The 24,956-nt window shown below is 58.8% G+C and carries 23 protein-coding genes and 2 riboswitches; of the genes, 15 read left to right on the top strand and 8 right to left on the bottom strand.

What is annotated here, in order from left to right:
• The first annotated feature begins 27 nt into the window (after window positions 1–27).
• On the top strand, window positions 28–1,422 hold the full coding sequence (locus HHJ18_RS09425) for a sodium-dependent transporter (RefSeq protein WP_296914386.1): 1,395 nt from the start codon (window positions 28–30) through the stop codon (window positions 1,420–1,422).
• 107 nt (window positions 1,423–1,529) lie between these two features.
• A complete protein-coding gene (aroC, locus tag HHJ18_RS09420) occupies window positions 1,530–2,627 on the top strand; it encodes a chorismate synthase (protein WP_296914384.1) in 1,098 nt (365 codons plus the stop codon).
• Window positions 2,628–2,647: 20 nt separating this feature from the next.
• Here aroC and HHJ18_RS09415 read toward each other — a convergent pair whose 3' ends face one another.
• Window positions 2,648–3,532, bottom strand: coding sequence for a DMT family transporter (locus HHJ18_RS09415; protein ID WP_296914382.1), 885 nt, complete (start codon window positions 3,530–3,532; stop codon window positions 2,648–2,650).
• 356 nt (window positions 3,533–3,888) lie between these two features.
• Here HHJ18_RS09415 and HHJ18_RS09410 point away from each other — a divergent pair, with 356 nt between their 5' ends.
• The 7 genes from HHJ18_RS09410 (at window position 3,889) to HHJ18_RS09380 (ending at window position 8,487) form a co-directional block, all read left to right on the top strand.
• Complete coding sequence (locus HHJ18_RS09410) at window positions 3,889–4,287, top strand: carboxymuconolactone decarboxylase family protein (protein WP_296914377.1); 399 nt, start codon at window positions 3,889–3,891, stop codon at window positions 4,285–4,287.
• A 36-nt stretch (window positions 4,288–4,323) separates the two neighbouring features.
• Window positions 4,324–5,118, top strand: a complete 795-nt coding sequence (locus HHJ18_RS09405) for an alpha/beta fold hydrolase (RefSeq protein ID WP_296914374.1) — start codon at window positions 4,324–4,326, stop codon at window positions 5,116–5,118.
• 34 nt (window positions 5,119–5,152) lie between these two features.
• Window positions 5,153–5,617, top strand: a complete 465-nt coding sequence (aroQ, locus tag HHJ18_RS09400) for a type II 3-dehydroquinate dehydratase (RefSeq protein WP_296914371.1) — start codon at window positions 5,153–5,155, stop codon at window positions 5,615–5,617.
• 45 nt (window positions 5,618–5,662) lie between these two features.
• A complete protein-coding gene (gene arfB, locus HHJ18_RS09395) occupies window positions 5,663–6,076 on the top strand; it encodes an alternative ribosome rescue aminoacyl-tRNA hydrolase ArfB (protein WP_296914368.1) in 414 nt (137 codons plus the stop codon).
• 107 nt (window positions 6,077–6,183) lie between these two features.
• Complete coding sequence (locus HHJ18_RS09390; protein ID WP_296914366.1) at window positions 6,184–6,534, top strand: nucleotide pyrophosphohydrolase; 351 nt, start codon at window positions 6,184–6,186, stop codon at window positions 6,532–6,534.
• A gap of 132 nt (window positions 6,535–6,666) precedes the next feature.
• On the top strand, window positions 6,667–7,560 hold the full coding sequence (locus HHJ18_RS09385) for an NUDIX hydrolase (RefSeq protein ID WP_296914363.1): 894 nt from the start codon (window positions 6,667–6,669) through the stop codon (window positions 7,558–7,560).
• A 30-nt stretch (window positions 7,561–7,590) separates the two neighbouring features.
• Window positions 7,591–8,487 carry an alpha/beta fold hydrolase gene (locus tag HHJ18_RS09380; RefSeq protein ID WP_296914360.1) on the top strand — a complete coding sequence of 299 codons (897 nt, stop codon included), beginning with the start codon at window positions 7,591–7,593 and terminating at the stop codon, window positions 8,485–8,487.
• 56 nt (window positions 8,488–8,543) lie between these two features.
• Here the strand turns inward: HHJ18_RS09380 and HHJ18_RS09375 are convergent, their stop codons facing one another.
• Complete coding sequence (locus HHJ18_RS09375) at window positions 8,544–8,951, bottom strand: FKBP-type peptidyl-prolyl cis-trans isomerase (protein WP_296915170.1); 408 nt, start codon at window positions 8,949–8,951, stop codon at window positions 8,544–8,546.
• Window positions 8,952–9,368: 417 nt separating this feature from the next.
• Between HHJ18_RS09375 and HHJ18_RS09370 the strand changes: the two genes are divergently transcribed.
• A complete protein-coding gene (locus tag HHJ18_RS09370; protein ID WP_296914357.1) occupies window positions 9,369–9,587 on the top strand; it encodes a hypothetical protein in 219 nt (72 codons plus the stop codon).
• A 339-nt stretch (window positions 9,588–9,926) separates the two neighbouring features.
• On the opposite strand, the gene HHJ18_RS09360 is transcribed toward HHJ18_RS09370, so the two are convergent.
• Entirely contained in the window at window positions 9,927–10,382 is a 456-nt protein-coding gene (locus HHJ18_RS09360) for a fasciclin domain-containing protein (protein ID WP_296914354.1), read from the bottom strand.
• An 844-nt stretch (window positions 10,383–11,226) separates the two neighbouring features.
• Between HHJ18_RS09360 and HHJ18_RS09355 the strand changes: the two genes are divergently transcribed.
• Window positions 11,227–12,414, top strand: coding sequence for an SPASM domain-containing protein (locus tag HHJ18_RS09355; RefSeq protein WP_296914351.1), 1,188 nt, complete (start codon window positions 11,227–11,229; stop codon window positions 12,412–12,414).
• 208 nt (window positions 12,415–12,622) lie between these two features.
• On the opposite strand, the gene HHJ18_RS09350 is transcribed toward HHJ18_RS09355, so the two are convergent.
• From HHJ18_RS09350 to gcvT, 4 genes are all read right to left on the bottom strand, one after another.
• Complete coding sequence (locus HHJ18_RS09350) at window positions 12,623–12,820, bottom strand: hypothetical protein (protein ID WP_296914349.1); 198 nt, start codon at window positions 12,818–12,820, stop codon at window positions 12,623–12,625.
• A gap of 497 nt (window positions 12,821–13,317) precedes the next feature.
• The gene (gene gcvP / locus HHJ18_RS09345; RefSeq protein WP_296914346.1) at window positions 13,318–16,212 is read right to left on the bottom strand and encodes an aminomethyl-transferring glycine dehydrogenase; all 2,895 of its coding nucleotides are present in this window, start codon (window positions 16,210–16,212) and stop codon (window positions 13,318–13,320) included.
• Between the two features lie 101 nt (window positions 16,213–16,313).
• On the bottom strand, window positions 16,314–16,679 hold the full coding sequence (gene gcvH / locus HHJ18_RS09340) for a glycine cleavage system protein GcvH (protein ID WP_296914343.1): 366 nt from the start codon (window positions 16,677–16,679) through the stop codon (window positions 16,314–16,316).
• 65 nt (window positions 16,680–16,744) lie between these two features.
• Window positions 16,745–17,920, bottom strand: coding sequence for a glycine cleavage system aminomethyltransferase GcvT (gene gcvT, locus HHJ18_RS09335; RefSeq protein ID WP_296914340.1), 1,176 nt, complete (start codon window positions 17,918–17,920; stop codon window positions 16,745–16,747).
• A gap of 49 nt (window positions 17,921–17,969) precedes the next feature.
• A riboswitch (glycine riboswitch) is annotated at window positions 17,970–18,071 on the bottom strand.
• A gap of 22 nt (window positions 18,072–18,093) precedes the next feature.
• Window positions 18,094–18,197: riboswitch (glycine riboswitch) on the bottom strand.
• 206 nt (window positions 18,198–18,403) lie between these two features.
• Between gcvT and HHJ18_RS09330 the strand changes: the two genes are divergently transcribed.
• On the top strand, window positions 18,404–19,720 hold the full coding sequence (locus HHJ18_RS09330) for an MFS transporter (RefSeq protein WP_296914337.1): 1,317 nt from the start codon (window positions 18,404–18,406) through the stop codon (window positions 19,718–19,720).
• Window positions 19,721–19,741: 21 nt separating this feature from the next.
• Here HHJ18_RS09330 and denD read toward each other — a convergent pair whose 3' ends face one another.
• Complete coding sequence (gene denD / locus HHJ18_RS09325) at window positions 19,742–20,767, bottom strand: D-erythronate dehydrogenase (protein ID WP_296914334.1); 1,026 nt, start codon at window positions 20,765–20,767, stop codon at window positions 19,742–19,744.
• Between the two features lie 576 nt (window positions 20,768–21,343).
• Between denD and epsA the strand changes: the two genes are divergently transcribed.
• From epsA to epsL, 3 genes are all read left to right on the top strand, one after another.
• Entirely contained in the window at window positions 21,344–22,132 is a 789-nt protein-coding gene (gene epsA / locus HHJ18_RS09320; RefSeq protein WP_296914331.1) for an XrtB/PEP-CTERM-associated transcriptional regulator EpsA, read from the top strand.
• Window positions 22,125–23,552: an undecaprenyl-phosphate glucose phosphotransferase gene (locus HHJ18_RS09315; RefSeq protein ID WP_296914328.1), complete on the top strand. Its 1,428-nt coding sequence runs from the start codon at window positions 22,125–22,127 to the stop codon at window positions 23,550–23,552. The genes epsA and HHJ18_RS09315 overlap by 8 nt, the downstream gene beginning before the upstream one ends.
• 152 nt (window positions 23,553–23,704) lie before the next feature.
• Window positions 23,705–24,919, top strand: a complete 1,215-nt coding sequence (epsL, locus tag HHJ18_RS09310; RefSeq protein ID WP_296914325.1) for an XrtB/PEP-CTERM-associated polysaccharide biosynthesis outer membrane protein EpsL — start codon at window positions 23,705–23,707, stop codon at window positions 24,917–24,919.
• Window positions 24,920–24,956 lie beyond the last annotated feature (37 nt).

Below are 24,956 nucleotides of genomic sequence, written 5' to 3'. Positions count from 1 at the left end.
GGGTTTTTCCTTGAAATGCCGCGCCCCATGAATAAAAAAAATACCACGGTGCGACACGCACCAGGCCTGACTGGTCTCTCTCGGGCCGGCTTTTCGTCCGGTTTTGGCGTGCTCGCCGCCACCCTCGGTTCGGCTGTCGGTCTCGGCAATATCTGGAAGTTTCCGTACCTGACGGGCGCCAATGGCGGCGCGGGCTTCTTGCTGGTCTATTTGCTGGCAACGCTGTTGATCGGGCTGCCGGTGATGATTGCCGAGATCACGCTCGGGCGCCAGGCCAAAGCCAATCCCATTTCTGCCCTGCAAGCCCTGGCTCCCAAAGGGCAACCCTGGTGGCTGATAGGCGCGGCCGGCATGCTGGCGGCCTTTTTGATTCTGTCTTTTTATTCCGAAGTCGTCGCCTGGGTCTTTGCCTACGTGGTCAAGGCGATGCGCGGCTCCATCCTCAGCAGCGATCCACGGGTGACCGAGGCGGCTTTCAGCGCGTTGATCAGTGATCCGCTGCAATCGCTGCTGTGGCAGTGGGGCGTGCTGGTTTTTATCGGCAGCATCTTGCTGTTGGGTGTCACCAAGGGCATTGAGGCCATGACCAAGAAACTGCTGCCAGTCTTGTTTTTGCTGCTGTTGCTGCTGTGCGTGGTCAGCTTGTCGCTCGATAAGGCGGCTGAAGGCCTGGCATTCCTGTTCAAGCCTGACTTCAGCAAAATTAGCGCTTCGGTGGTGCTGACGGCTATGGGGCTGGCTTTTTTCAAACTGTCGATCGGCATGGGCACCATGATGACTTATGGCAGCTATTTTCGCGATGACCAGAACATACCTCTGACCACTTTGCGTGTCATGAGTGCCGACCTGTGCGTCTCGATGCTGGCGGGTATTGCGATTTTCCCGGCGGTTTTTACCTTCGGGTTTGCGCCGGCGGCCGGCCCGGCGCTGGTGTTCATTACCATTCCGGCGGTGTTTTCCCAGATCCCGTTGGGGCAGGGGTTGATGCTCGCCTTTTTTCTGCTCGCCGCCGTTGCCGCAACCGGCGCCATGCTGTCGTTAATGGAAGTGCCCGTGGTGATCCTGCACGAGCGTTTTGGACTTTCGCGTGCCAGGGCTACCGTGTTCACCGTTTTATTGCTGATTCTTTTGGGCGCAAGCTGCGCGCTGAGCAACAGCGCGTTGGCCGACTTCAAGCTGTTTGGTCTGACCATGTTTGATTTGTTTGATTTCGTGTCATCCAACATCATTTTGCCGGCCGGGGGAATCTTTATCGCGTTGTTTGTCGGCTGGGTTTGGGGCTTTAAAAAGTTTCGGCTGGCGCTGGGCAACCACGGGCAACTACACAATGAAAAGCTGGCGCGCGCGGTTTTTTACCTGCTGCGTTGTGTCTCGCCGCTGCTAATCCTGATCGTGATGCTCAAGGGGCTGAATTTTTTCTAGAACGCCTTTATTCGGCGTGATTCGGCTTGGTAGAACCGGCAGACCATGGCTGCGCCGTGGGGATTCGAGGAGCCGCAGCTGCCGATCCGTCTGGGATAATCTTCGCCATGAGCGGCAACACCATCGGATCCCTATTTGCAGTCACCAACTTTGGTGAATCCCACGGCCCGGCCATTGGCTGCGTGATTGACGGCTGCCCGCCCGGGCTGTCGCTTTGCGAGGCCGATATTCAAACCGATCTGGACCGGCGCCGGCCCGGCACCAGCCGACACGTCACGCAGCGCAGCGAACTTGATACGGTGGCCATCCTGTCGGGTGTGTATGAGGGCAAAACCACCGGCACGCCGATTTGCCTCTTGATCAAAAACACCGACCAGCGCAGCAAGGACTACGGCAACATTCTGGAAACCTTCCGCCCTGGCCATGCCGACTACAGCTACCTGCACAAATACGGCCGGCGCGATCCGCGCGGTGGCGGCCGGGCGTCGGCCCGCCTGACAGCGCCCATGGTGGCCGCCGGTGCGGTGGCCAAAAAATGGCTGCTGGAGAAATATGGCACCACCTTTCGCGGCTGCATGACGCAGATTGGCGATATCACGATTCCATTCGAGTCCTGGGAGCATGTGGCCGGCAATCCGTTTTTTGCGCCTGTGGCGGACGTCTCCGGGCTGGAAACCTATATGGACGATTTGCGCAAGGCCGGCGACTCGTGCGGCGCGCGCATCCGCGTGACGGCCAGCGGCGTGCCGGTCGGCCTGGGCGAGCCGCTGTTTGACAAGCTTGACGCCGACATTGCCTTTGCCATGATGGGTATCAATGCGGTCAAGGGCGTGGAAATTGGTGCCGGCTTTGCCAGCGTGACACAGCGAGGCAGCACGCACGGTGACGCGTTGTCGCCTGACGGCTTCAAGTCCAACAGCGCCGGCGGCGTGCTGGGCGGCATCAGCACCGGGCAGGATCTGGAGGTGTCGATTGCCATTAAGCCGACCAGTTCCATCATCACGCCGCGCGAGTCGATTGACACTGCCGGCCAGCCCGCCGTGGTGGTGACCAAAGGCCGGCACGACCCCTGTGTCGGCATTCGGGCCACGCCGATTGCCGAGGCCATGCTGGCGCTGGTGGTGATGGAGCACGCCTTGCGCCAGCGTGCACAAAATGCCGATGTGCAGGTCAACACGCCGGACATCATGCGCAAGCGCGGCTGAATTTTTGCGCGCAGGGCCTGTCAGGGCTTGGCCGGCGCACGCCGAAAAGGGTTAAAACCGGTGATCAGCGCCGTGGCCGCCAGCACCAGCAGGCCACCGGGCAGCATGCTGGCAGTCACCGGCTCGGCCAGGAAAAGCCCGCCCCAGGTCACGCCAAACAGCGGAATCATGAAGGCCGCCGACGTGGCTGCGCTGGCCGGAATTTCGCGCATCAGCCGCATGCTGATCCAGTACATAAAGCCCGAGGTAATGGTGCCGAGCACCGTCACCGCCAGCAGGGCGCCCAGCGTGGGCTGTGCGGCAGGCGCGGCCAGGCCGGCCGGCAGCAGCAAAATCAGCGTGGCTGCCACATGCACCGCGGCAGATGCCGGCAGCGGGAAATAAGCCAGCGTGGCGCGTTTCATCAGGATGGCGCCAAAACCATAGCTGGCAGCCGCCACGGTACAGGCCAGCGCGGCCAGCACCACCTGGGGGGTGACCGCCACAGGCCCGAGTTGAACCAACAGCGCCACTCCCGTAAAACCGGCGGCGCATCCCAGCAAGCGCCGGGCGCTGAGCCTCTCCTCGCCAGCTACGGCAGCGCCGAGCACGCCGAACAGCGGCGCGGTGGCGTTGAGTACGGCCGAATAGCCCGCCGGAATCACCAGCGCGGCCCAGTTGAACAGCACAAAGGGCGTGACCACGGTGAGCAGGCTCAGCAGTGCCAGCCGCGGCCAGGCGGCGCGTGCTGGCCAGCGCTGACGCAAGGCGCGCATCAGCACGGCCAGTACCACCGCGGCCAGCAGGCAACGCAAGCCCGCCAGCAGCCACGGGCCGAGGGCGGGGCTGGCAATGCGCAGCAGGGGAAAGGAGGCGCCCCAAAGAGCGGACAGGGCGATCAGTTGAATGAAATGGCGGGCGTGCATGGGGTGCGTGGACAGGCTGAACGATTGTGCGGGATGCTCATGAAAGCTGCTGACATTTCTTTCAGCCCTGGCGGTCATGCCTGCCGCGATGCCGAAAAGCGCAGCGCTGCATGGAGGCAGAAGGGCTGCGCTGTGTGCGGCTGGCCGGCGGTCGAGCCCGGGATGACAGAGTCTCTTGTTATCGCGGGGTAATCGGACCCGACGCCTGATTATGAGTATGTACAAAAAATTGATAAAATAGGCCTTAAGTCCAATAAGCACGGGCGTAAGCAGCTATAAAAATAGTAGCAAATGTTGCTTTTCAAGATCATGTTGCGCATGGGATTAAATCAGCCATTTTTGAAGGGAAACGAGCCATGAATGACTACGACAAAGGCCTGCTTAATCGCCGCCGCGTGCTGGGTGAGGCGTGGGTGGATAAATCCCTGGCCAGCAGCAATGACTTCAATGGCGAGTTTCAGAACCTGATCACGCGCTACGCGTGGCATGAAGTCTGGGGCCGGCCGGCTTTGGGCGACAAGACGCGGCGCCTGATGGTGCTGTCCACCCTGATCGCCTTGAGCGCCTACGAAGAGTTTGCCCTGCACGTTCGCGCCGGCCTGGATGGCCCGCCAGAGTCCCGCCTCGCGCCCGATGACATCAAGGAAGTCATCTTGCAGGCGGCTATTTATTGCGGCGTGCCGGCTGCCAACCACGCGTTTTCGGTGGCGGGCGAAATTCTGCGTGAAAAAGGTCTGCTGGCAGCCAAGGCTTGAGCTGGGCGCGTCAAAAAAAACCAACAGAGATGATCCATGAAAAAACCACTGCTGCACTGGACCAAGCAAGGGCAGGGGCCAGTCGTTGTGCTCAGTCACGCGCTCGGTTGCGACCTCGGCATGTGGGATGGCGTGGCCGCGATTTTGCAGACCCGCTACACGGTGCTGCGCTACGACCAGCGCGGCCATGGGCAATCGGAAGTGGTACCCGGGCCGTACACCATGGGCCTGCTGGCGAAGGACGCGACCGAGCTGATTCGCGCGCAGGCGCCAGGCGCCGTGCATTTTGTCGGACTGAGCATGGGCGCCATGGTGGCGCAATTGCTGGCGGCAAGTCAGCCGCAGTTGCTCAAAAGCGTGGTGATTGCCAACGCCGCCAACCACTACGACGATGCGGCGCGCGCACTGTGGCAGGCGCGCATCAGCCTGGTGCGTACGCAGGGTGTCGCGGCCATTGCCGACGGCGCCATGCAGCGCTGGTTCACGCCGGAGTTCCGCGCCGACCAGGCCGGCGGTGGCGCGCAGCGCGTGGCCAGCTTGCGCCTGCAGCTTGAAAAAACCGACGCAGCCGCTTACGCCGCCAGTTGCCAGGCGGTTGCTGGCATCGACTTTCGCGCCAGCAACGCCCACATTGCTTGCCCGGCGCTGGTGATTGCGGGCACCCGCGATGAAGCCACCCCGCTGGCCTTGTCGCAGGCCATCGTGGACAGCATCACCGGTGCACAGTTGCGCACGCTGGAGGCCGCGCACCTCAGCGCGGTAGAGCAGCCGCAGGCCTTCGCCCGCTTGCTTGAAAGCTTTTTTGACAGCGTTGAGACAGTGACGCCCTGATAATTGGGACAACTGAACAGAAAGACGCGCTCTCATGAAAACAGTCCTGGTCCTCAACGGTCCCAACCTCAATTTGCTGGGCACGCGCGAACCTGCCGTGTACGGCTCGCAAACGCTGGCCGATGTAGAGGCGCTGTGCGTCACGGCCTGCGCCGCGCAGGGCTTCAAGCTCGACTTTCGCCAAAGCAACCACGAAGGCGTGCTGATCGATGCGATTCACGAGGCCGGGCGGGCGCAGGCCACCGGTACGCTGGCGGGCGTGGTGCTCAATGCCGGTGCCTACACGCACACCAGCGTGGCCTTGCACGACGCCATCAAGGGGGCGGGCGTGACGTTGATTGAGCTGCACATCAGCAACGTGCACGCGCGCGAGGCCTTTCGCCATCACTCCTACATCTCACCGGCTGCCAAAGCCGTGATGGCCGGCTTTGGTGTCAAGGGCTATGCCCTGGCTATTGCCGGATTGGCCGGCCTGGCCGAACTGAGCCAGCCGGTCTGATTTTTCTGGTTTGACCAGCGCTGAAACAGCTGACATATCTGACCTATGGCCTTGCCGCTAAAGTTTCCCGTCGATGAGCGCGAGGTGGACATCAGCGCCATCCGGGCGCAAGGCGCGGGCGGGCAAAACGTCAACAAGGTCTCCAGCGCGGTGCATCTGCGCTTTGATATCAGCGCCTCGTCGTTGCCCGATGAGATCAAGGAACGCCTGCTGGCCCTGAGCGACAGCCGCATCACCCAAGAAGGCGTGCTGGTGTTGAAAGCGCAGCAGCACCGCACGCAAGAGATGAACCGCGCCGATGCGCTGGCGCGGCTGCAGGAAGTGGTCGACGGCGTGTCCAATCCGCCCAAACCGCGGCGTGCCACCAAGCCCACCTACGGCTCCAAACAGCGTCGCCTTGAAAGCAAAAGCCAGCGCTCCGCCACCAAGGAGATGCGTGGCAAGGTGAGCAAGGAATAGCTATTGTTTTGATAGCTGCTTGCGTCCGTTCTATATGGGCTAGAGCTCTATTTATTCCGAAAATTGAGCTACCTCCGTGCACCGTTGACCTACAGCCAAAACCCAACATGCCTACAGACCTGCAAACCCTTACCCAGGCCCTGCGCGACTTTGCCCAGGCGCGCGACTGGCCGCAGTTTCACTCGCCCAAGAACCTGGCGTGCGCCCTCAACGTGGAAGCGGCTGAATTGCTTGAGCATTTTCAGTGGCTGACCGAAGCGCAAAGCCGCCAGCTTGCCGCGCCGCAGAAGGCCGAAGTGGCCGCCGAGGCGGCAGATGTCTTGCTGTATCTGCTGCAGCTGTGCGACCAGCTGAACATTGACCTGGTCGAGGCGGCGCGGCTGAAGATGATCGTCAATGGTGACAAATATCCCGTTGCCAGCGCGCGCGGGTCGAGCCAGAAACACAGCAGAAGTTGAGTTTTGTGTTGTGTGTCTGCTATGGATTCAATAGCTGTTTGCGCAATGAGTAAGCGGGCTATAGCCTGATTCGTGTGAAAGTTTGGTTTTAGCCCAAGTCTGCAGGCAGCTAGCAAGCAATGAAAGTAAATCATGGAATTGAATAGGGAAACCATCACCAGTGCGCCACGCCCGGCCGCCACGGTGGTCTTGCTGCGCGATGCGCCCAGCGGTCTGGAGGTGTTCCTGATGAAGCGCCACGGCTTGTCCGATGTGCTGGGCGGCGCCTATGTCTTTCCGGGCGGCAAGGTCGATGCAGCCGACGCCGAACTGGACATGCGCGCGCATCTGGACCAGCCCCTGCACGCGCTGCATGCCGGCCTGAACGAGGCCGACATTGACGAACGCACAGCCGGCGCTCTGTATGTGGCGGCGTTGCGCGAAGCTTTTGAAGAATCGGGTGTGCTGTTTGCGCAAGACTCTGGCACGCCGTCTGATGCGTCTGTGGACCAGTGCGCGCGGGCTGCCGCGTTTTTGCGCGAAGGCCGGGGTTTTAACGTGGTGCTGGCGCGCATGGCCTTGCGCCTGCAGACTCACAGCCTTGTGCCCTGGTCGCGCTGGGTCACGCCGACCCAGCCCTCGGTTATGAACAAGCGATTTGACACCCGTTTTTTTGTGGCGGCGGTGCCGGCCGGCCAGGTGGCAAGCCACGACAACTTTGAAACCACCGAGAGCATCTGGCTCAGCCCGCGCAGCGCGTTGCAGCAGTATTGGGCTGGCCAGATCGAGCTTGCGCCGCCGCAGATCATGAGCCTGGCACATCTGTCGCGCCACGCCAATGTGCACAGCGTATTGGCCGCCGCGCGGGTTCGCCTGCCGCCGTTGATCCAGCCCGAGCCCTTTGATCAGCACGGCGAGCGTGTGATCTGCTACCCCGGCGACGCGCGCCATTCGGTGCGCGAGCAGGCGCTGCCGGGCCCAACGCGTCTGTGCTTTCGCAATAAGCGGTTTGAGCCTGTCAATGGTTTTGAGTCGCTGTTTGACTGACGCGACAGACCATTTCGGTATAAACACGCCATGCCCCGCTCAACGATTCTTTCCGCCGCCAACTCCGAAACGCAGTTGCCCGATGAAGTGCTGCCGCTGTTAAAAACCGCAACCCGGCTGGAAACGCCCTGTGGCGCGGGGTCAGTGGTTTGGCGTGTCTGGGGCCAGGAATCGTCCAGCCGCCAGCTGGCGCCGGTGTTGCTGCTGCATGGCGGCAGTGGCAGCTGGACGCACTGGCTGCGCAATATTTCCGCGTTGGTCGAATCCGGGCGCCAGGTGCTGGTGCCAGACTTGCCCGGCTTTGGCGACTCGGCAGTGCCGGCGCACGGCACTGATGCCGATGTGGTGCCTGAACCGATAGAGCAGGGGCTGCAGGTTTTGCTGGGCGACGCCATTTGCGATCTGGTGGGCTTTTCTTTTGGCGGCATGGTCGCCGGTTTTCTGGCGCAGCGCTTTCCTGCGCGGGCCGCGCGTGTGGTGCTGGTGGGGGCGCCCGGCCTGGGGCTGGCGCTTGAACAGGCAATACGCCTGAAGGCGTGGCGGCACCTGGCGGACCCGGCTCAGCGTGATGCCGCACACCGCAACAATCTGGCGGCTTTGATGCTGTACCGCCAGGACGCCATCACCGAGACGGCCCTGCGCCTGCATGTGGCCAACGTGCTGCGTGACCGCATGAAGGGCCGCAGCCTGTCGCGCACCGATGCGCTGGCGCGCGCATTGCCTGGGCTGAGCTGCCCGGTGCATGCGATTTATGGCAGTGAAGATGCCCTCTATCAGGGGAAAATGGATGCGCTTGAAGCAGTGCTGCAGCAAGCCGGAAATTTCCGGGCTTTGAGGCGCATCGAAGCGGCGGGGCACTGGGTTCAGTTTGAGCGGGCAGCGGCCTTCAACGACGCGCTGCTTGCCACGCTCAATGCCGGCCTGTAGGCAGGCAGTTACAAGAAAAACAATGGGTCAGGCGCAGCCAGCGCCTGGCTGGCTGCTTATTCGATGCTGATCAGTTCCACTTCAAACTTCAGCGTAGCGTTGGGTGGCACCACACCGCCGGCGCCGCGCTCGCCATACGCCGTGGCAGGCGGGCAGGTCAGCGTTGCCTTGCCGCCGACCTTGATTTTCTGCATGCCTTCGGTCCAGCACGGCACCACCCGGTTAAGCGGGAAGGTGGCGGGCATGCCCCGCTTGTAGGAACTGTCAAACTCTTTGCCGTCGGCCAGGGTACCGCGGTAATGCACCTTGACGGCGTCTGAAGCCTTGGGCTGCGGGCCGGTACCTTCAACGGTGTGCGCCACCGTCACGCCCGAGGGCAAGGTTTCGGTGGGGGTGGCGGCTACTGCACCGGCCGACAAGCTGACGCAAGTCAGCAGGGCAAGAAGAATTTTCGAAGGTTTCATTTGCATAGGGGTTCTTTTTGGTTTTCCGGAAAGGGCAGAGGCGCCCAGCGGGTCGTGCCATAGGTGCCGATGAATTATCCATGCGTCGTTGCATGTGGCTGTAACGGGAGGCTACGGTAGCAACATTGGCTTGCACGCTTGCTAGCGTTCATGTAACGGGTACGCATGGTGCGCTTACTACTCCGGTGTGTACCGCCTGCCGAAGTCCTGGATTGCTATCGAATCAGTAGCTGCTTGCGCCCGTACTGTATAGGCCAGGGGCTAGTTTTATTTACTTTGGGGGTGATGCGCAGCACTCTATGGCAGACCGAGGCAAGCGTATCCAAAGCGGCTGGTCAACCGTCTCGGTCGAGCGCCTGCAATACTGCCGTCGCGGCGAGCGAAAATCCAGAGCTGAATGAATCCTGAAAATGTGAAATGACCGCCTGGTATGCAGTTGGAGCAGGTACTGGCACGTGGCTGCTTTCTTGCAATCCAACTCGCTTGCAGTCAGAAGCTGTTGCTGATCTCGCCATCGTGCCCAAAGCGGCTGTTCGTGATGAATCGTTATCTAACGGTAGTGCCGCAGCGTATGCCATGCAGACAGTCCGCTCAGAACATCTCAAGCTACCACGGCAAAGCCGCGCCGTTTTATGAAAAGAAGCGGCCTGTGTCTGCTGGGCTGAGCATCGCGCTGCGCCCAATCTCTGCCCCACGAAATGGCCGTGAAAGTTGCGAGTTGACAGTGCCTGGATGCAGCGAAGCCGCTGATCCAATCACTAGGCAACGAAAGCCCTCAGGGAATGAATTCATATTGGTCCTTGGCGATAAGGCTCAGGGCATTCGTCCAGACATCAGGCTTTTTGGGCCAGTGTTGATTAATGACCTGTCATGAGGCGTGGGGCTGATTGATTGAGGTTGTAACACCCCTTTAAGAAAGCCCGGAATGGGTTATGGGTCACCGCTCCCGGGCTGTCCGAAGAACCAAAATCGCCTTTATTTCGGCATGATCACGCTGTCGATGACGTGGATGACGCCGTTGTCGGCGACGATGTCGGTCTTGATGACTTTGGCGCTATCGACCATGACTCCGCCTTTCGTCGACACCGTCAGCTCAGACCCTTGCACAGTCTTAATCTTGCCGGCTTTCACGTCGGCTGCCATGACCTTGTCTGCCACCACGTGGTAAGTCAACACTGAAGTCAGCTTGGCCTTGTCTTTCAGCAAAGCGTCCAGATCCGCTTTGGGAATTTTTGCAAATGCTTCATCGGTGGGTGCGAACACCGTAAATGGACCTTTGCCCTTCAAGGTGTCCACCAAGCCAGCAGCGCCCAGGGCTGTTGCCAGCGTCTTGAAGTTGCCTGCCGCCACCGCAGTATCCACAATGTCTTTGGCTTGGGCAGACAGCACAACGCCGAAGGCCAAGATCGAAGCAACGAGAGCTTTTTTCATCGAAATCTCCATCAAATAAAGAGGATTCAAAATCGCCAAAGATGTGGCGAAAAGAGAATATATACCAAATGGTATCCATAAATACTTAACGGGCTTTATATGGACTTGTTAGTATGCAAAATGCGATTGCTATGAAAACTATAGCTACTAAATCACGTGCGAATTGGCCTGCAGTTGGTGAGCGCCATAAATTGAACAGGAAATTCAGCCGTATAAGTCGAAATATCACACTTTAGATCCGCTTCGACGCTCAGATTTATGGTCCATAAAAAAGTTCGAGCTGCATTCCAACCAGATCTGAGAGTGGAAGCGCCATTTGCTGGATAACGCTGTCAACGTCTTGGTCGGCGACAACGGGCACGATGCGCCGTGGACCTCGCGCCACTGCACGCTGGGAGCCAATACCTGACCTGCTTGAGCGCGCCCGAGGGAATGCTGGGCTACCCACGATCTTTGTGGCGAGCGTGAAGAATGCGCTATAGAATTAATAGCTGTTTGCGCCCGCCCCGTATGGGCTAGAGGCCCATTTAGCTTTCTTCTGAGGTGATTGCACGATGCTGTGGTGCGCCGACCGGCTTGAAGCCCGGTCAAGTGCGGGCGTACAAAGTTGAACTGGTGGCCCCACAGCCGTTACTTCGTTGAGCATCAAATCGGCCTCAATGTCGATTGGGTCAAGCAAACAGCATTCACAGCCGCCGCAGTCGTCGCTACGGTGCCACAACAGCTTTTTTTCACCGCGGGGGCGCTTATCATTTGCGCCCGCAAGAGGCGGCCTCTTCGCCGCGCACCCGCATTTTCGATGCGCATATCTGCCTTCCGATCTCCCAGACCTTCACGCCAACTAATGCATAACTCGACACCGATTCACTTCTATTCAGACACCGTCAAAGCGAACATCCCGCAATCAGACGTCAACCCCATCGTAGGCGGCCGGGTCGAGCTGCAATTGCTGACCACCCTTAAATGCAACCTCAAATGCAGCTATTGCTCATTGGGCGTGGGCGAGGTCTTGGGCTCCCAGGTTCATGTGGAATACGACATTGAGCAACTCTGTGCCTTCGTTGACAAGCATTTGTTGGGCAAGGAGGTCTACGTGACGTTCTATGGGGGTGAGCCCACGCTGAACAAGCCACTGATGCTGGAGGTGATGAAGCGCTTCCCGCACTTTCGCTTTCAGCTGCAGACCAACGCCACATTGATCTCGAAACTGCCAGACGAGACCTTGAGCCGGCTGTCCAATGTGCTGGCCTCGATTGACGGGGGCGAAGCCACTACCGACGGCTACCGGGGACGCGGCATCTACCGCCAGGTGATGAAAAACCTTCGGGAAGTTCGCGCAAAAGTGGGCGGCTCCATCACCGCCCGGGTCACCTGGGGCAATCCTGACACCTGTTTTGACGAACTGGACCAGCTGGTCAAGGAGGACACGCCGTTTGACTACCTGTACTGGCAGTTTGTGGCCGATGAGCAGTATGGCGGCGACTCGGTGGCCAAACGCCAGGCGGTGCTGGTGCAACTGATCGACAAGTTTTTCTCGCGCACCGATGTGCTGTACCCGCTGATTCCGCTGATGGGCATGGTGCGCAACAAGCTTTTCCCGACCCGCGCACAAGAACTGTATGCCGGGCGCACCCAGTGCCGCGTGTCCACCCACTTGCTCAACGTCATGCCCAGCGGCGAGATTTATCCCTGCCCCGACATGATGTACGCGCCCGAAATGAAGATGGGCGATGTTAGAGGCAACTGGCTGAAAAAAAGCCCGCTGCAGCCCACCCCTGCCATGCCTTGCGACGGTTGCGAGGCGTTTTCATGGTGCCGTGGCAATTGCATGAAAAACCTGTACCTCGGCTATGTCAAGCAGGACGAACGCTACCGCACCAATGTGGTCGAACCGATCTGCGAGTTGATCCGTTTTATGGGCCGCGAGATCGAAAAGCACAACCCGCAAGCCTGGTTTGACCGTGCCACACTGCCCGTGCGCAAGCAGATCATGGAGTGTGAAGTTTATGAATATGTGGAGATCATGCCCTGAGCCACGGCCAATCATGCAATGCCTGGACCGCAGGACGCGCCCGGTCAGCAATTACGCCTGAGAAAGGCTTCGCGCTGGACTTCCACAGGCCCGGTGCGGATTCATTTTGCTATTTATTTCATAGCGGCTTGCGCCCGTACTGCTTGGGCTAGTGGCGGATTTTGTCTGTTTTTACGGTGATGCGTGGTGCTATGGCAGATTGAGGTGCTCAAGCCGGTCTTTTGCTGGATACCACCACACGAGCAGCGCCATCTATGTTCGCAGGAGGTTGGTGAAACTCTCCATTTAATGGGCAGGGATCATCGCTAAAGCATTGATTTTCTTGAACGCACTTATGAAATCCTTGCCGAAGATCCACATTGATCATGCGTTCTCTGCAATAGACTAGTTCGGTGTGCTTCGTCATAGTTGTCTCCTTCGTAAAGAGATCACGATAACGCGTTTGTCTTGCTAAGTATTGATCTAGATCAGTCTTCAAACTGCGTAGCCAAGCGAGCCCCCGACAAATACCATTGCGCGCGATTTATGGGTGAGCGCGCGACGAACCCATATTGAGATCGGTGGCTGGAGGCTGATTTCTGGCGGATTTGTGCAATGACTTTGCTGGCTTGGGCTAACTGCGGCCAGTCCAAGCCAGCAAAACCATAACGCTATCAATTTAGTAGCTACTCGCGCGCTTAGTTATTCGGCTACAGCCTTAGCCAATACAAAAATGGAAAATTAGTTGACCAAAAATTCATGAATGGCGTTCGGCCGCAGAACAGCAGGCCGAACGCAGCTCGATTCAGCACCGGGTACGGTTGCAGCACTGGTCGAAATCGGCGCCGCATTGCCGATACCCAAGCTGCAGATGTCAAAGTCCGCTCTAGAGCGAGCCCGTTGCACCCCGACGCAGCACCTTCCTCAGGCGTAGTCGCCAACCGGCACGCAACTGCAAGACAGGTTGCGGTCGCCGTAGACGTTGTCAACCCGGCCTACAGGCGGCCAGTACTTGACCTGCTTGAGAGTCGCCAGCGGGAAGGCGGCGAGTTCACGTGAATACGGCCTGTCCCATTCAGGCCCCAGCAGGCTGGCTGCGGTGTGCGGCGCGTGTTTCAGCGGGTTGTTGTCTTGCGGCCAAGTGCCTTTTTCGACGAGGCGAATCTCTTCGCGAATGGCAATCATGGCGTTGATGAAGCGGTCCAGTTCGGCCAGAGTTTCGCTTTCGGTGGGTTCGACCATCAGCGTGCCGGGCACGGGGAAGCTCAATGTCGGTGCATGAAAACCGTAGTCCATCAGGCGTTTGGCGACGTCTTCGGCCACAATGCCGCTGGTTTCCTTCAGCGGGCGCAGGTCAAGGATGCATTCGTGGGCCACATGCCCGTTTTCACTGCCGTACAGCGTGGGGTAGTGATCTTTAAGCCGAGAACTGATGTAGTTGGCGCTCAAGATGGCGATCTCGGTGGCCTGGGTCAGGCCTTCGGCGCCCATCATGCGGCAGTACATCCAGCTGATCGGCAACACGGCCGCATTGCCCAAAGGTGCAGCTGAAATAGCACCGACGCCATTGACCGGAATACCTGCCGTGGCATGGCCGGGCAGGTAGGGCACCAGGTCGGCCACCACGCACACCGGGCCCACGCCTGGCCCGCCGCCGCCGTGCGGAATGCAGAAGGTCTTGTGCAGATTCAGGTGGCTGACGTCGCCGCCAAACTCGCCGGGAGCCGCCACGCCGACCAGCGCGTTCATGTTGGCGCCGTCGACATAGACGCGGCCGCCGTGCAAATGCACTAACTGGCAAAGATCCTGCACATGGGTTTCAAACACGCCGTGCGTGCTGGGGTAGGTGATCATCATGCAGGCCAGGTTGGCGCTGTGCTTTTCGCATTTGGCTGTCAGGTCGGCCATGTCCACGTTGCCGTGTACGTCACAGGCGGTGACGACCACCGTCATGCCGGCCATCTGCGCGCTGGCCGGGTTGGTGCCATGCGCTGATGAGGGAATCAGGCAGATGTTGCGATGGCCCTGGCCATTCGCTTCATGAAAGGCTTTGATGACCAGCAGACCGGCGTACTCGCCCTGCGAGCCGGCGTTGGGTTGCAGGCTGATGCCCGCGTAACCGGTGGCCTGGCACAGCCAGTCGCGCAGCTGCTGGTCAAGCTCGGCGTAGCCGCCCAACTGGTCCTGCGGTGCGAAAGGATGAATGTTGGCAAACTCGGGCCAGGTGATCGGCATCATTTCGCTGGTCGCGTTGAGCTTCATGGTGCAGCTGCCCAGCGGAATCATGCTGCGGTCCAGCGCCAGGTCTTTGTCGCCAAGCTGGCGGATGTAGCGCAGCATGCCGGTTTCGGAATGGTGGGTATTGAACACTGGGTGCGTCAGGAATGCGCTGCTGCGGCGCAGGGCCGCGGGGATCAGCGACTCGACGCCTTTTTCAAACGCACTGACGACCGGCACGGTTTGACCGGGCTGCGCAAAGAAGGACCAGAGCAGTTCTATATCGCTGCGAGTGGTGGTTTCGTCGAGCGACACACCCAGGTGGTTTTTCAGGCGAAATCTAAGGTTAGCCCCCGCCTGACAAGCGCGAGTAGCTATTAAATTAGTAGCATCGCCGGTCCTGATCGTGACCGAGTCAAAGGCGCCTGCGTTGGTGATTTGGTAGCCCAGCGCTTGCAGGCCGCGCACAAACAGCGCGGTGTAAGCGGCTACGCGCTCGGCAATGCGCTGCAGGCCCCGTGGGCCGTGGTAGACCGCGTACATGCTGGCAACTACGGCGGGCAGCACCTGCGCGGTGCAGATGTTGGACGTGGCTTTTTCACGGCGAATGTGCTGTTCGCGCGTTTGCAGCGCCAGCCGGTAAGTCGGGTTGCCGTGGCTGTCGACGCTGACGCCGACGAGGCGGCCGGGCAGTGAGCGCTTGAACTCGTCGCGGCAAGCGAGGTAGGCGGCATGCGGGCCGCCATTGCCCATGGGCATGCCAAAGCGCTGGGTGCTGCCCAGCACAATGTCGGCGTCCCATTCGCCTGGTGGCGCAAGCAGCGTCAGCGCCAGCAGGTCGGCGGCGACGCAGAGGGCTGCGTTGTCGGTGTGCGCCTTGCCGGCCAGTGGCCGCAGGTCATGAATCATGCCGGTGGTGGCCGGGTATTGCGCCAGCACGCCGAAGTAATCGCCTGAGGCCATGAGCTGGGGCACGGTGGCAGAGGCGGTGCTGACCTTGACTTCAATGCCCAGCGGCTTGGCGCGGGTCTGGATTACTTCGATGGTTTGCGGATGGCAGTCGCCGGCGACGATGAAGACGTTGCTTTTGGATTTGACGCTGCGCTTGGCCAGCGTCATGGCTTCGGCGGCGGCCGTGGCTTCGTCGAGCATGGAGGCGTTGGCGATAGTCATGCCGGTCAGGTCGCACACCATGGTCTGGAAGTTGATCAACGCTTCCAGGCGCCCTTGTGAAATCTCGGCCTGGTAGGGCGTGTAAGCGGTGTACCAGGCGGGGTTTTCAAGGACGTTGCGCAAGATGACGCCGGGCGTGTAGGTGCCGTAGTAGCCCTGGCCGATAAAACTTTTGAAAACCTGGTTTTTGGCAGCAATCGCCTTGAGCTGCCTGAGTGCTGCGGCCTCGGTCACGGGGGGGGGGATAAGCATGGCGCGGCTGCGCGCGATGGCGCGCGGAACAATGCCGTCGATCAGTGCCCGGCGCGAGGCTGAACCCACTACGCTGAGCATGTGAACTTCATCGGCCTCATCAATGCCGATGTGGCGTGCGATGAATTCGGCAGGGTTCTCAAGCTCACCCAGCGGCTTGGCGGATTGCATCAACATAAAAGTCCTAGAAACGGGGAGGGGAGGAGAAAAAGCCGGCACTTAAGTTGCGCAGCCCCGGACGCGGTGGGACAGGCGCGGGAGCCATTGCCATTACTTACCTACGCAGAAAACTTGGTGTAGCTGGTCTCGTCCATCAGCGCATCGAGCTGGGCGGGATCAGACAACTTGATCTTGAAGAACCAGCCGGCGCCCAACGGGTCGCTGTTGGCCAGCGAGGGGGCATCGCGCAGCGCATCGTTGACTTCGGTGACTTCGCCGCTGACTGGCATGTACACGTCGGCAGCGGCCTTGACCGACTCCACGACACCTGCCGTTTCTTTTTGGGCCAGCACGCTGCCCACGGCGGGCAGGTCCACAAACACCACATCGCCGAGCGCGTCTTGCGCGTGAACGGTGATGCCGACGGTAGCGGAATCACCTTCGATTTTGAGCCATTCATGGTCTTCGGTGTACTTGACGGTCATGGGAATTCTCCAAAAGTTTTAATGCGTGGGAAAGAAAGCTATTGAAAGCCGAGATACCGAACGCTTTAGGCGCGGTGGTAGCGGGTGGGGACAAAAGGCATGGCCGATACTTGCATCGGCACCGCTTTGCCGCGCACCATGGCATTGATTCGCGTGCCTATGACGGCAAACTCTGCTTTGACATAGCCCATGGCAACTGGCTGGTTGATGGTGGGCCCCAGCAGGCCGCTGCTTACTTCGCCGATGGACGCGCCGTCCGTGCTGTGCAGCGTGGTGTGCTCGCGCACTGGAATGCGTTCGAGCGCCATGAGGCCCACGCGCTTTTTATGGAGGGTGCTGGCGGGGTCGGCCAGTTGCGCCAGAATTTTGTCGGCGCCCGGAAATCCGCCGGCGCGCGCGCCTCCCGAGCGCCTGACTTTTTGAATCGCCCAGTTCAGCGCCGCTTCCACCGGCGTGGTGCCCGAGTCGATGTCATTGCCGTACAGGCACAAGCCCGCTTCAAGCCTAAGCGAGTTGCGCGCGCCCAGCCCAACGGGTTTGACCTCGGGCTGCGCCAGCAGGGCTCTGGCCAAGGCCTCGGCCTGTTCGCCATGGACTGAAATCTCAAACCCGTCTTCGCCGGTGTAGCCGCTGCGGGTGAGGAACACAGCTATCTTTTGCGTGCCGGTGTTCACGCTGAAGTTGCCGCCGGTCATGAAAACCAGCTTTTCCACGCCGGGCGCCAGGCGGGCGAGCGCGTTGACGGCTTGCGGGCCTTGCAGCGCCAACAAAGCCATCTCCGGCATGGCGATCACCTGACAGCGCTTGCCAATCTTGTCCTGGATGTGCGCGATGTCGCCAACCTTGCAGGCGCCATTGACGATCACGAAAATCTCGCCCTTGCCCCGGTTGAAAAACATCAGGTCATCGATGATGCCGCCCTCGTCATTGAGCAGCAGGCCGTAGCGCTGCTTGCCCACGGACAAGTCGATGACATCCACCGGAATCAGGCTTTCCAGCGCCGCGGCCGCATCAGCGCCGACCAGCCGCAACTGCCCCATGTGCGAGACGTCAAACAGGCCGGCGGCGGTGCGCGTGTGCAGGTGCTCGGCCATCAGACCGGCCGGATACTGGACCGGCATGCTGTAGCCGGCAAAGGGCACCATGCGCGCGCCAAGCTCCGTGTGCAGCGCGTGCAGCGGCGTTTTGAGCAGAGCTTGCGGGGGGGCAGAAAAAGCAGAATTGGAATTGGAATCGGACATGGCGTTCTCCGCGAGGGGCAAACATGAATGCATGACGAATTGGTCATGAGCTGCCCCTGCTGTCCACTTTACCTGAGAGATTCACCCGGCGATGCGGGCTTGCTCCTTCGGTGGACCGTTTTGAAAACGGCCTCTCTCCAGTAGGGAACGTCTTGAGGCGCCAGGCGCCGCAAAGACGGTTGTCAGTCCTTTTGCCTGAGCGTTCAGTACACCATTGGGGGTGCGACATGCGCCTTCGGCGGTTTTCGAGGTGAAAACTCTCTCCTGACCGCCGAAGTGTAACGGAAGCAGGCTTCGGATCGCCGAACCGACGGCCCGATTGATAGGCCGGCGCATGGCAAAGCGCTCGACGCCCGCATAGTTAAAAGCGCCATCAATGCAGTGCTCGTTCAGGCAGAAAAGTCGAAGTAGACTCCGGCTATGGGCGTTGATGCTGGCTCAATCCTGGACAGCAAGCGGGCAGCTCTTTAAAGAGGAGACAACATGGAAACAAAATCGCCTGATGCTGTTGAAGGGTCGCGCCGACCTGCAGACAGCTTTGAAACTGCCACCTACAACAAGGTCGGTTGGCGCCTTATCCCGTTTTTGTTGCTTTGCTATGTCGTCTCGTACCTTGATCGCGTCAATGTCGGATTCGCCAAGCTGCAGATGCTGCAGGACCTGCAATTCAGCGAGACGGTCTATGGGTTGGGAGCAGGCATTTTTTTCCTGGGCTATTTTCTGTTCGAAGTCCCCAGCAATGTGATCTTGCACCGGGTTGGCGCGCGCATCTGGATTGCCCGCATCATGGTGACTTGGGGCCTGATTTCTGCGGGGATGATGTTTGTCACGTCGGCAACAAGTTTTTACGTGCTGCGTTTCCTGCTGGGTGTTGCAGAGGCGGGGTTCTTTCCCGGCATTATTTTGTATTTGACTTATTGGTATCCGGCCGAACGTCGCGCCCGAATGACCGCGTTGTTCATGAGCGCGATCGCACTGTCAGGGGTTATCGGTGGGCCGCTGTCGGGCTGGATCATGCACAGCTTTGGGGGCGTGGCAGGGCTGAAAGACTGGCAGTGGCTCTTTGTTCTTGAAGGTCTGCCGTCGGTGCTAATAGGTATCGCCACATTTTTCTATCTGGATGATCGCATCGACCACGCGAAATGGCTCACGGCAGAAGAAAAAGCGCTGCTTGAGCGCAATATCGTGGTGGAGAACGCGAGCAAGCCGGACCTCTCCATCAAGGCGGTGTTCGCCGACCCTCGCGTGTGGCTGATGAGCCTGATTTATTTCAGCTTTGTGATGGGTCTTTACGGTGTCAGCTTCTGGTTGCCAACCATCATCAAGGCCACCGGTGTGAAAGATGCGTTGCAAATCGGCCTGCTGACGGCAATTCCCTACGGCTGTGCAGTGGTGGCAATGATTCTGGTATCCCGCAGTGCTGATCGCACCCGGGAACGGCGCTGGCACATTGCAGTTCCGGCATTGCTGGGCGCGGTCGGCCTGGTGCTCAGCGTGCTCTGGGGGCAAAGCACGGTATTGGCCATGGCCGCCTTGACGCTGGCAACCATGGGCATTCTGACGACGCTGCCATTGTTCTGGAGTCTGCCGACGTCGTTTCTCGCCGGCGTCGGCGCTGCCGCCGGGATTGCACTGATCAACTCCCTGGGAAATCTCGCAGGCTTTGTCAGTCCCTTTGCAGTTGGCTGGTTGAAGGACATGACGCAAAGCACAAATGCAGGCATGTATCTGCTGGCTGTCTCGCTGGTACTTGGCGCCATGCTGACGTTGAGCGTGCCAGCGCGGCTAGTCAATAAGTAATGTCGGCTTGGTGTCGTTAAATCAAGGGCGCAGCGCGACCGAGATCGCATCCGGATTTTCGCGGACGTAATCCCTGACGATGGATTCAAAACTGTCGTCGGGCAGCAGGCCCAGCCCGCGCGCCCGGGCCGCATCAATATGGGCCGGCCAACTCGTCACGATTTTCTGGATTTGAGGATCAGGTGTCCAATCGATCAGCGCGGTGGCGGCTTTGCTGGCAACGCGCTCTAACGCCGCAGCCATTTCACCCGCAGTTGTCTTCAGCGCCGGCAGGTTGATGGCCGTGCGGGCGCCCCATTCGGCATCGCTGGCCTCGGCGGCGCGTAGCAGCCCATCGACCGTGCGTCCGGGCGAGGACAAGGCAACGGCGGTGTCCGGCGGCACCGGGCAAGAGCCCTTGAGGCCCGCCAGCGGCTCGCGGATCATGCCGCTCAGGAAGCTGGACGCGGCGGCGTTGGGCTTGCCGGGCCGCACGCTGACAGTCATCAGGCGAACGTTGCGGCCGCGGATGAAGCCCTTGCGCGCGTAATCGGCTATTAATTGCTCGCTGATGAACTTCTGGATGCCGTAGCTGTTTTGCGGGGTCGGCAGCGTCCGGTCGTCAATTACCGCCGGCAGTGGCTGTTCGGGCGAATTGCCGAACACGGCCAGTGAGCTGGCAAACACCACAGTGGGTGCTGTTTTTAGGGCGCGGCAGGCCTGCAGCAAGGCCCGGGTTGCGTCTAGATTGCTGCGCATGCCCAGGTCAAAATCCGCTTCGCATTCACCGCTGACCGCGGCGGCAAGATGAAAAATGATAGCGTCTTGCGCCCGTACTATTTGGGCTGCAGCCTGATTTTCTTCCAGAAGCTGGTTGAGGTCGCCGATTACCACGCGGATGCGGCTGTCGCCAGCCAGCGCGGCGGTTGGCGCCGCCCGGTCGACCAGCGTGATGGTCTGGATGGTTTGCAGTGGGCTGCCGGCCAATGACAGCTGGCCGCATTCGAGCAGCTGGCGGGCGAGCCTGGCGCCCAGAAATCCGGCTCCGCCGGTGATGACGATATTCATGGTCGGGCAGTCTTCTTGGTTGATTGAAGGTTTGTCGGATTGGTCGTTAGGGGCTCACTGGCATGCGGCACCGAGCCACAGTTTAGCGGGCGCCGGGTGTGCTTTGGCGGTGTCGCCTCTTGCAGAGATGGTGTCGCAGAGAAGCACCCGAAAATTCGGCCACAGTTTTGTGTGAATGCACTTCAATTCGCTTTGCACTTTGGTGCTTCCCGTTGCCTCGCACTTTCGCGAAATTTAGACAAAACCTCTCGTGCTTGTGTGGCGGCCTGACGCCGCTGACGGATGATTCACAGAAACAAATTGTTGCGAAATGTATCTTTTTTAGAGCATTGATTAACGAATGAGAACAGTTTGAAATAACTTTTATCACTCGAAGCGAAGAAATCGGCAAGCTTTAGTCTTACAAGCAAGGCGGCGATGTCCTGCAGAACTTTAGCCTGATTTTCTACGCGTGGTTTTTTACCACGCGGTTGCGTACCGCAGAGAATTATGAGATTCTTTGTACGTCGCCGCACGGACTGGGAGTGCGATTTCAGGCCGGGAAACGTAAAAATAATTGAGGAGTGGTACGTCATCATGAATTCTCACGCGCTGCCTTCGGGCGAGGACTCTGTGCGCTATTTAGAGCTGATCGGCATGGGTGCTGTGATCCGGCGACACGTCGATCTGCTTGGATGGTTGCAGGGTGATCTGCAGAGCCATCTTCCTCACGATATTTTGATCGCGGGCTGGGGCAACTTTCGAGATGGGTGCATTCAGCATGACATCCTGTCCGAATTGCCTGGCGTTCGCTCCTACGCCGTAGGAACCGACAGCCTCCCGTTTTTGATGGGTAAATTTCATGATTGCTGGGTCGCAGCGCAGCGTCAACCATGCCGCCTGAATTTTTGCGAATTTGAGTATTTTCTGGGCAAAACGAGCCTGCCCGGTTCGTTTTGCAGTGCCCTGCGCAGCATGCGCTCGGTCTTGATCCATGGCCTGCGTGACGAAAGGAGCCGCCAGGAGTGCCTTTACGTCATGTTGAGCGTCGATGACATTCCTTCCGGGCCTGCGGGAGCGGCCATCAAGGTTCTCCTGCCATTCATTGACACCTCTTTACGTCAACTGGTTCTTCTGCCGCAACAGCGCAGCGCAGCCGTGCCGTCTGCGCGAATCCCGCCGGAGGATGTAAGTGGATTGAGTGAGCGTGAGACCCAGATCATGGCTTGGGTGGCTATGGGAAAGACCAATTCGGAGATCGGTTCTATTTTGAACATCAGCGGCTTCACCGTGAAAAATCACATGCAGCGTATTTTTCAGAAGCTCAATGTTTTCAATCGCGCACAGGCGGTTTCCAAAGTAACCAGGGTGACGCTCGATGGCTGAGAGCAACCCCGTCAATGCTGCGTCCGCCTGGCTGGACCGTCGCGCACCTGGCTCCTTGGGGTTGAAAAGCAGCCATGTGTTTACTGCAATCGAAGCGGCGCTTGATCCTTTAGTACTGGTTTTTTCACTCTGGGCGCTAGCGTTTCACTTTGAGGATTCTGTCGGGCCGCCCTATCTCATTCTTTCGATCATCGTGTTCTCGCTGACTTTTCCCGGCACCTCGAGGCTTCGCCTTCCGTTGTGGAAAGTGCTGTTCAGCATCATTTTTCATTGGGTCTGGATCGCCAGCCTGCTGCTGTTGACCGGCTACGTCACGGAATATTTCTACCGGTTTTCGATGGCAGTGGTTGGCAACTGGTTGTGGGTTGCGCCGGCCACCCAATTGGGCGCGCATTTAGCGCTGAGAGTAGCCGCGCCCCAGTTGGCGAAGCTGCAGGGTGCGCCCCGCGGGGCGGTTATTGTCGGAATTAACCATCAGGGTGTTTCCCTTGCCAGGCAGATTTCCAAATCAGCCTATTCGGGTATCGATCTGCTGGGTTTTTTTGATGACCGTAGTGAAGAGCGCAGAGGCGTGAAGGACGACTACAAGCTAGTGGGCAAGATCGAGGAGCTTCCAGCTTATGTCAAGAAACACCGGGTTCAGTCCATCTATCTTTCCTTGCCAATGGCTTCACGGCCGCGCATTTTGCAGGTTCTAGACGGTCTGAAAGACACCACAGCTTCTATCTATTTTGTCCCGGATATGTTCATCACTGACCTGATTCAAGCCCGCAGCGGGTCGGTCTGCGGCGTTACCGTGATCTCGGTTTGCGATACACCTTTTCGTGGTCTTAACGGTTTTTTGAAGCGTTCGAGCGACATTGTCTTGTCCGTTCTCATCCTGCTGCTGATTCTTCCCATAATGCTGGTGATTGCGTTGTTGGTGAAGTGGAGCTCCCCCGGACCGGCTATTTTCAAGCAGCGACGTTATGGTCTGGATGGCGAGCAGATTCTGGTTTACAAATTTCGGTCCATGGGCGTCATTGAGGATGGCCGTGCCATTCAACAGGCCCGAAAAAATGATTTGCGAGTTACCCGGTTGGGTGCCTTTTTGCGAAAAACTTCGCTGGATGAGTTGCCGCAGTTCATCAACGTGTTGCAGGGCCGCATGAGTATTGTCGGCCCGCGTCCACACGCGGTTGCGCACAACGAGACTTACCGCACGCTCATAAAGGGCTACATGGTTCGCCACAAAGTCAGGCCTGGCATCACCGGCTGGGCTCAGGTCAATGGCCAGCGCGGCGAAACGGACACTCTGGAAAAAATGCAATCGCGCATCGACTTCGATCTGAACTATTTGCGAAATTGGTCGTTGCAACTTGATCTCATCATTATTTTGAAGACGGTAAAGCTAATCTTTAAGGACGCCTCTGCCTATTGACCCGCTTTATCGCTCAATAGGGTAAAGGAGCTATTGCTTTAGTAATACGCAAGACCTTAAGATAGAATTTTTGCTTTTTATCGGTAGTCTAAAAATGAGGGAGTGTTTAACGTGAATTCATCCATAGTCTTGTCATGCGCGGGGGTTCTTCAGTGAAGTTTTCTCGCGACATCAAACCCTACCCAATTGCCTTGCTGGGCTTGCTTTGCTTGAGTGCGCAAGCCGATGAGCTCGACACGCTGCAGTTTTACGCCAGTGAAAATGTGCAACACGATAGCAACCCGTTTCGGTTGTCGGATTCTTCGAATGCCCAGACGCTGATCGGAACGCAAAGCCGCTCGGACACCATTGCAGTGACCACCTTGGGATTCAAGCTCAACAAGCCTATCGGCCTGCAACGCTTCGAGTTTGATGCCAACATCGAGGATCACCGTTACAAACGTTTTACTAACCTTGATTTCACAGGCATTAATTACGCCGCTGCTTGGCGCTGGAGCTTTACGCCAGCCTTACACGGCAATTTAACAAGCGATAGGCGCGAATATGTTGACAATACAGCAGATGTGCAGATAAATGGGCAGGGAGTGGGGCAGTCGAACCTGAACCGTCGTACCGCGAGTTCGACACTTCTCGATGCGGAGTATGAAATTGACGGTGCCTGGCGAGCTCTGGGCGGTGTTTTTGAACGTGTAAGTACCAGTAGCCAGCCTACGTTTGAGGGCGACTCCAAAGTGCGCGGGCTTGAAGTCGGTGCGCGCCGGGTCTTTTCATCAGGAACCTCACTTGCCTACCGCTTTAGAAATGGTCGCGGCAATTACTCCGACCTTCTATCAGTTGCGCCCGTCGGCGAATTCAAGGATAGGGAGCATGAGGTACGCCTTGACTGGGCACCTAGCGGCAAGACGACGGTGCAGGCCAGGCTGGCTTACTTTGACAGAGCGCACGATGGTCTTTCGGCGCGTGATTTTTCTGGCGCTGTCGGTCAGGCTGATGTCATCTGGGCAGTTACCGGGAAGACCAGCGTGACCTGGGGAGCGGCACGCGAACTTGGTAGTTATCAGACCACCACAAGCAGTTATTACCAAGGTTACCGTTTCTTTGTCGCTCCGACCTGGAGGGCAACAGAGAAAATTGCCGTACGGCTTCGTTATGACCATGGTGTGCGGGACTATCGGGGCGCTTTGCCGGGATTTGCGGCCATTGACCGCAAAGACAAAACTCGTCTGGCTTCCCTCGCGCTCGAATGGCAAGCCGCTCGCGCGCTGAAGTTGGCTGCCTCAGTGCAGCGGGACAAACGGACTTCCAACGACCCACGGTTCGATTACGTGAGCAATTCGGTGGGTGTTTTGGCGCAATTGAGTTTTTAGACTTGCCGTGACTTGTTAATTGAGACTTGCCGTGACT

The sequence above is a fragment of the Polaromonas sp. genome (assembly GCF_012927455.1).
Taxonomy (GTDB): domain Bacteria; phylum Pseudomonadota; class Gammaproteobacteria; order Burkholderiales; family Burkholderiaceae_C; genus Polaromonas.
Note: the sequence above shows the minus strand (reverse complement) of the source record. Positions and strands in the feature narration are given on the sequence as shown.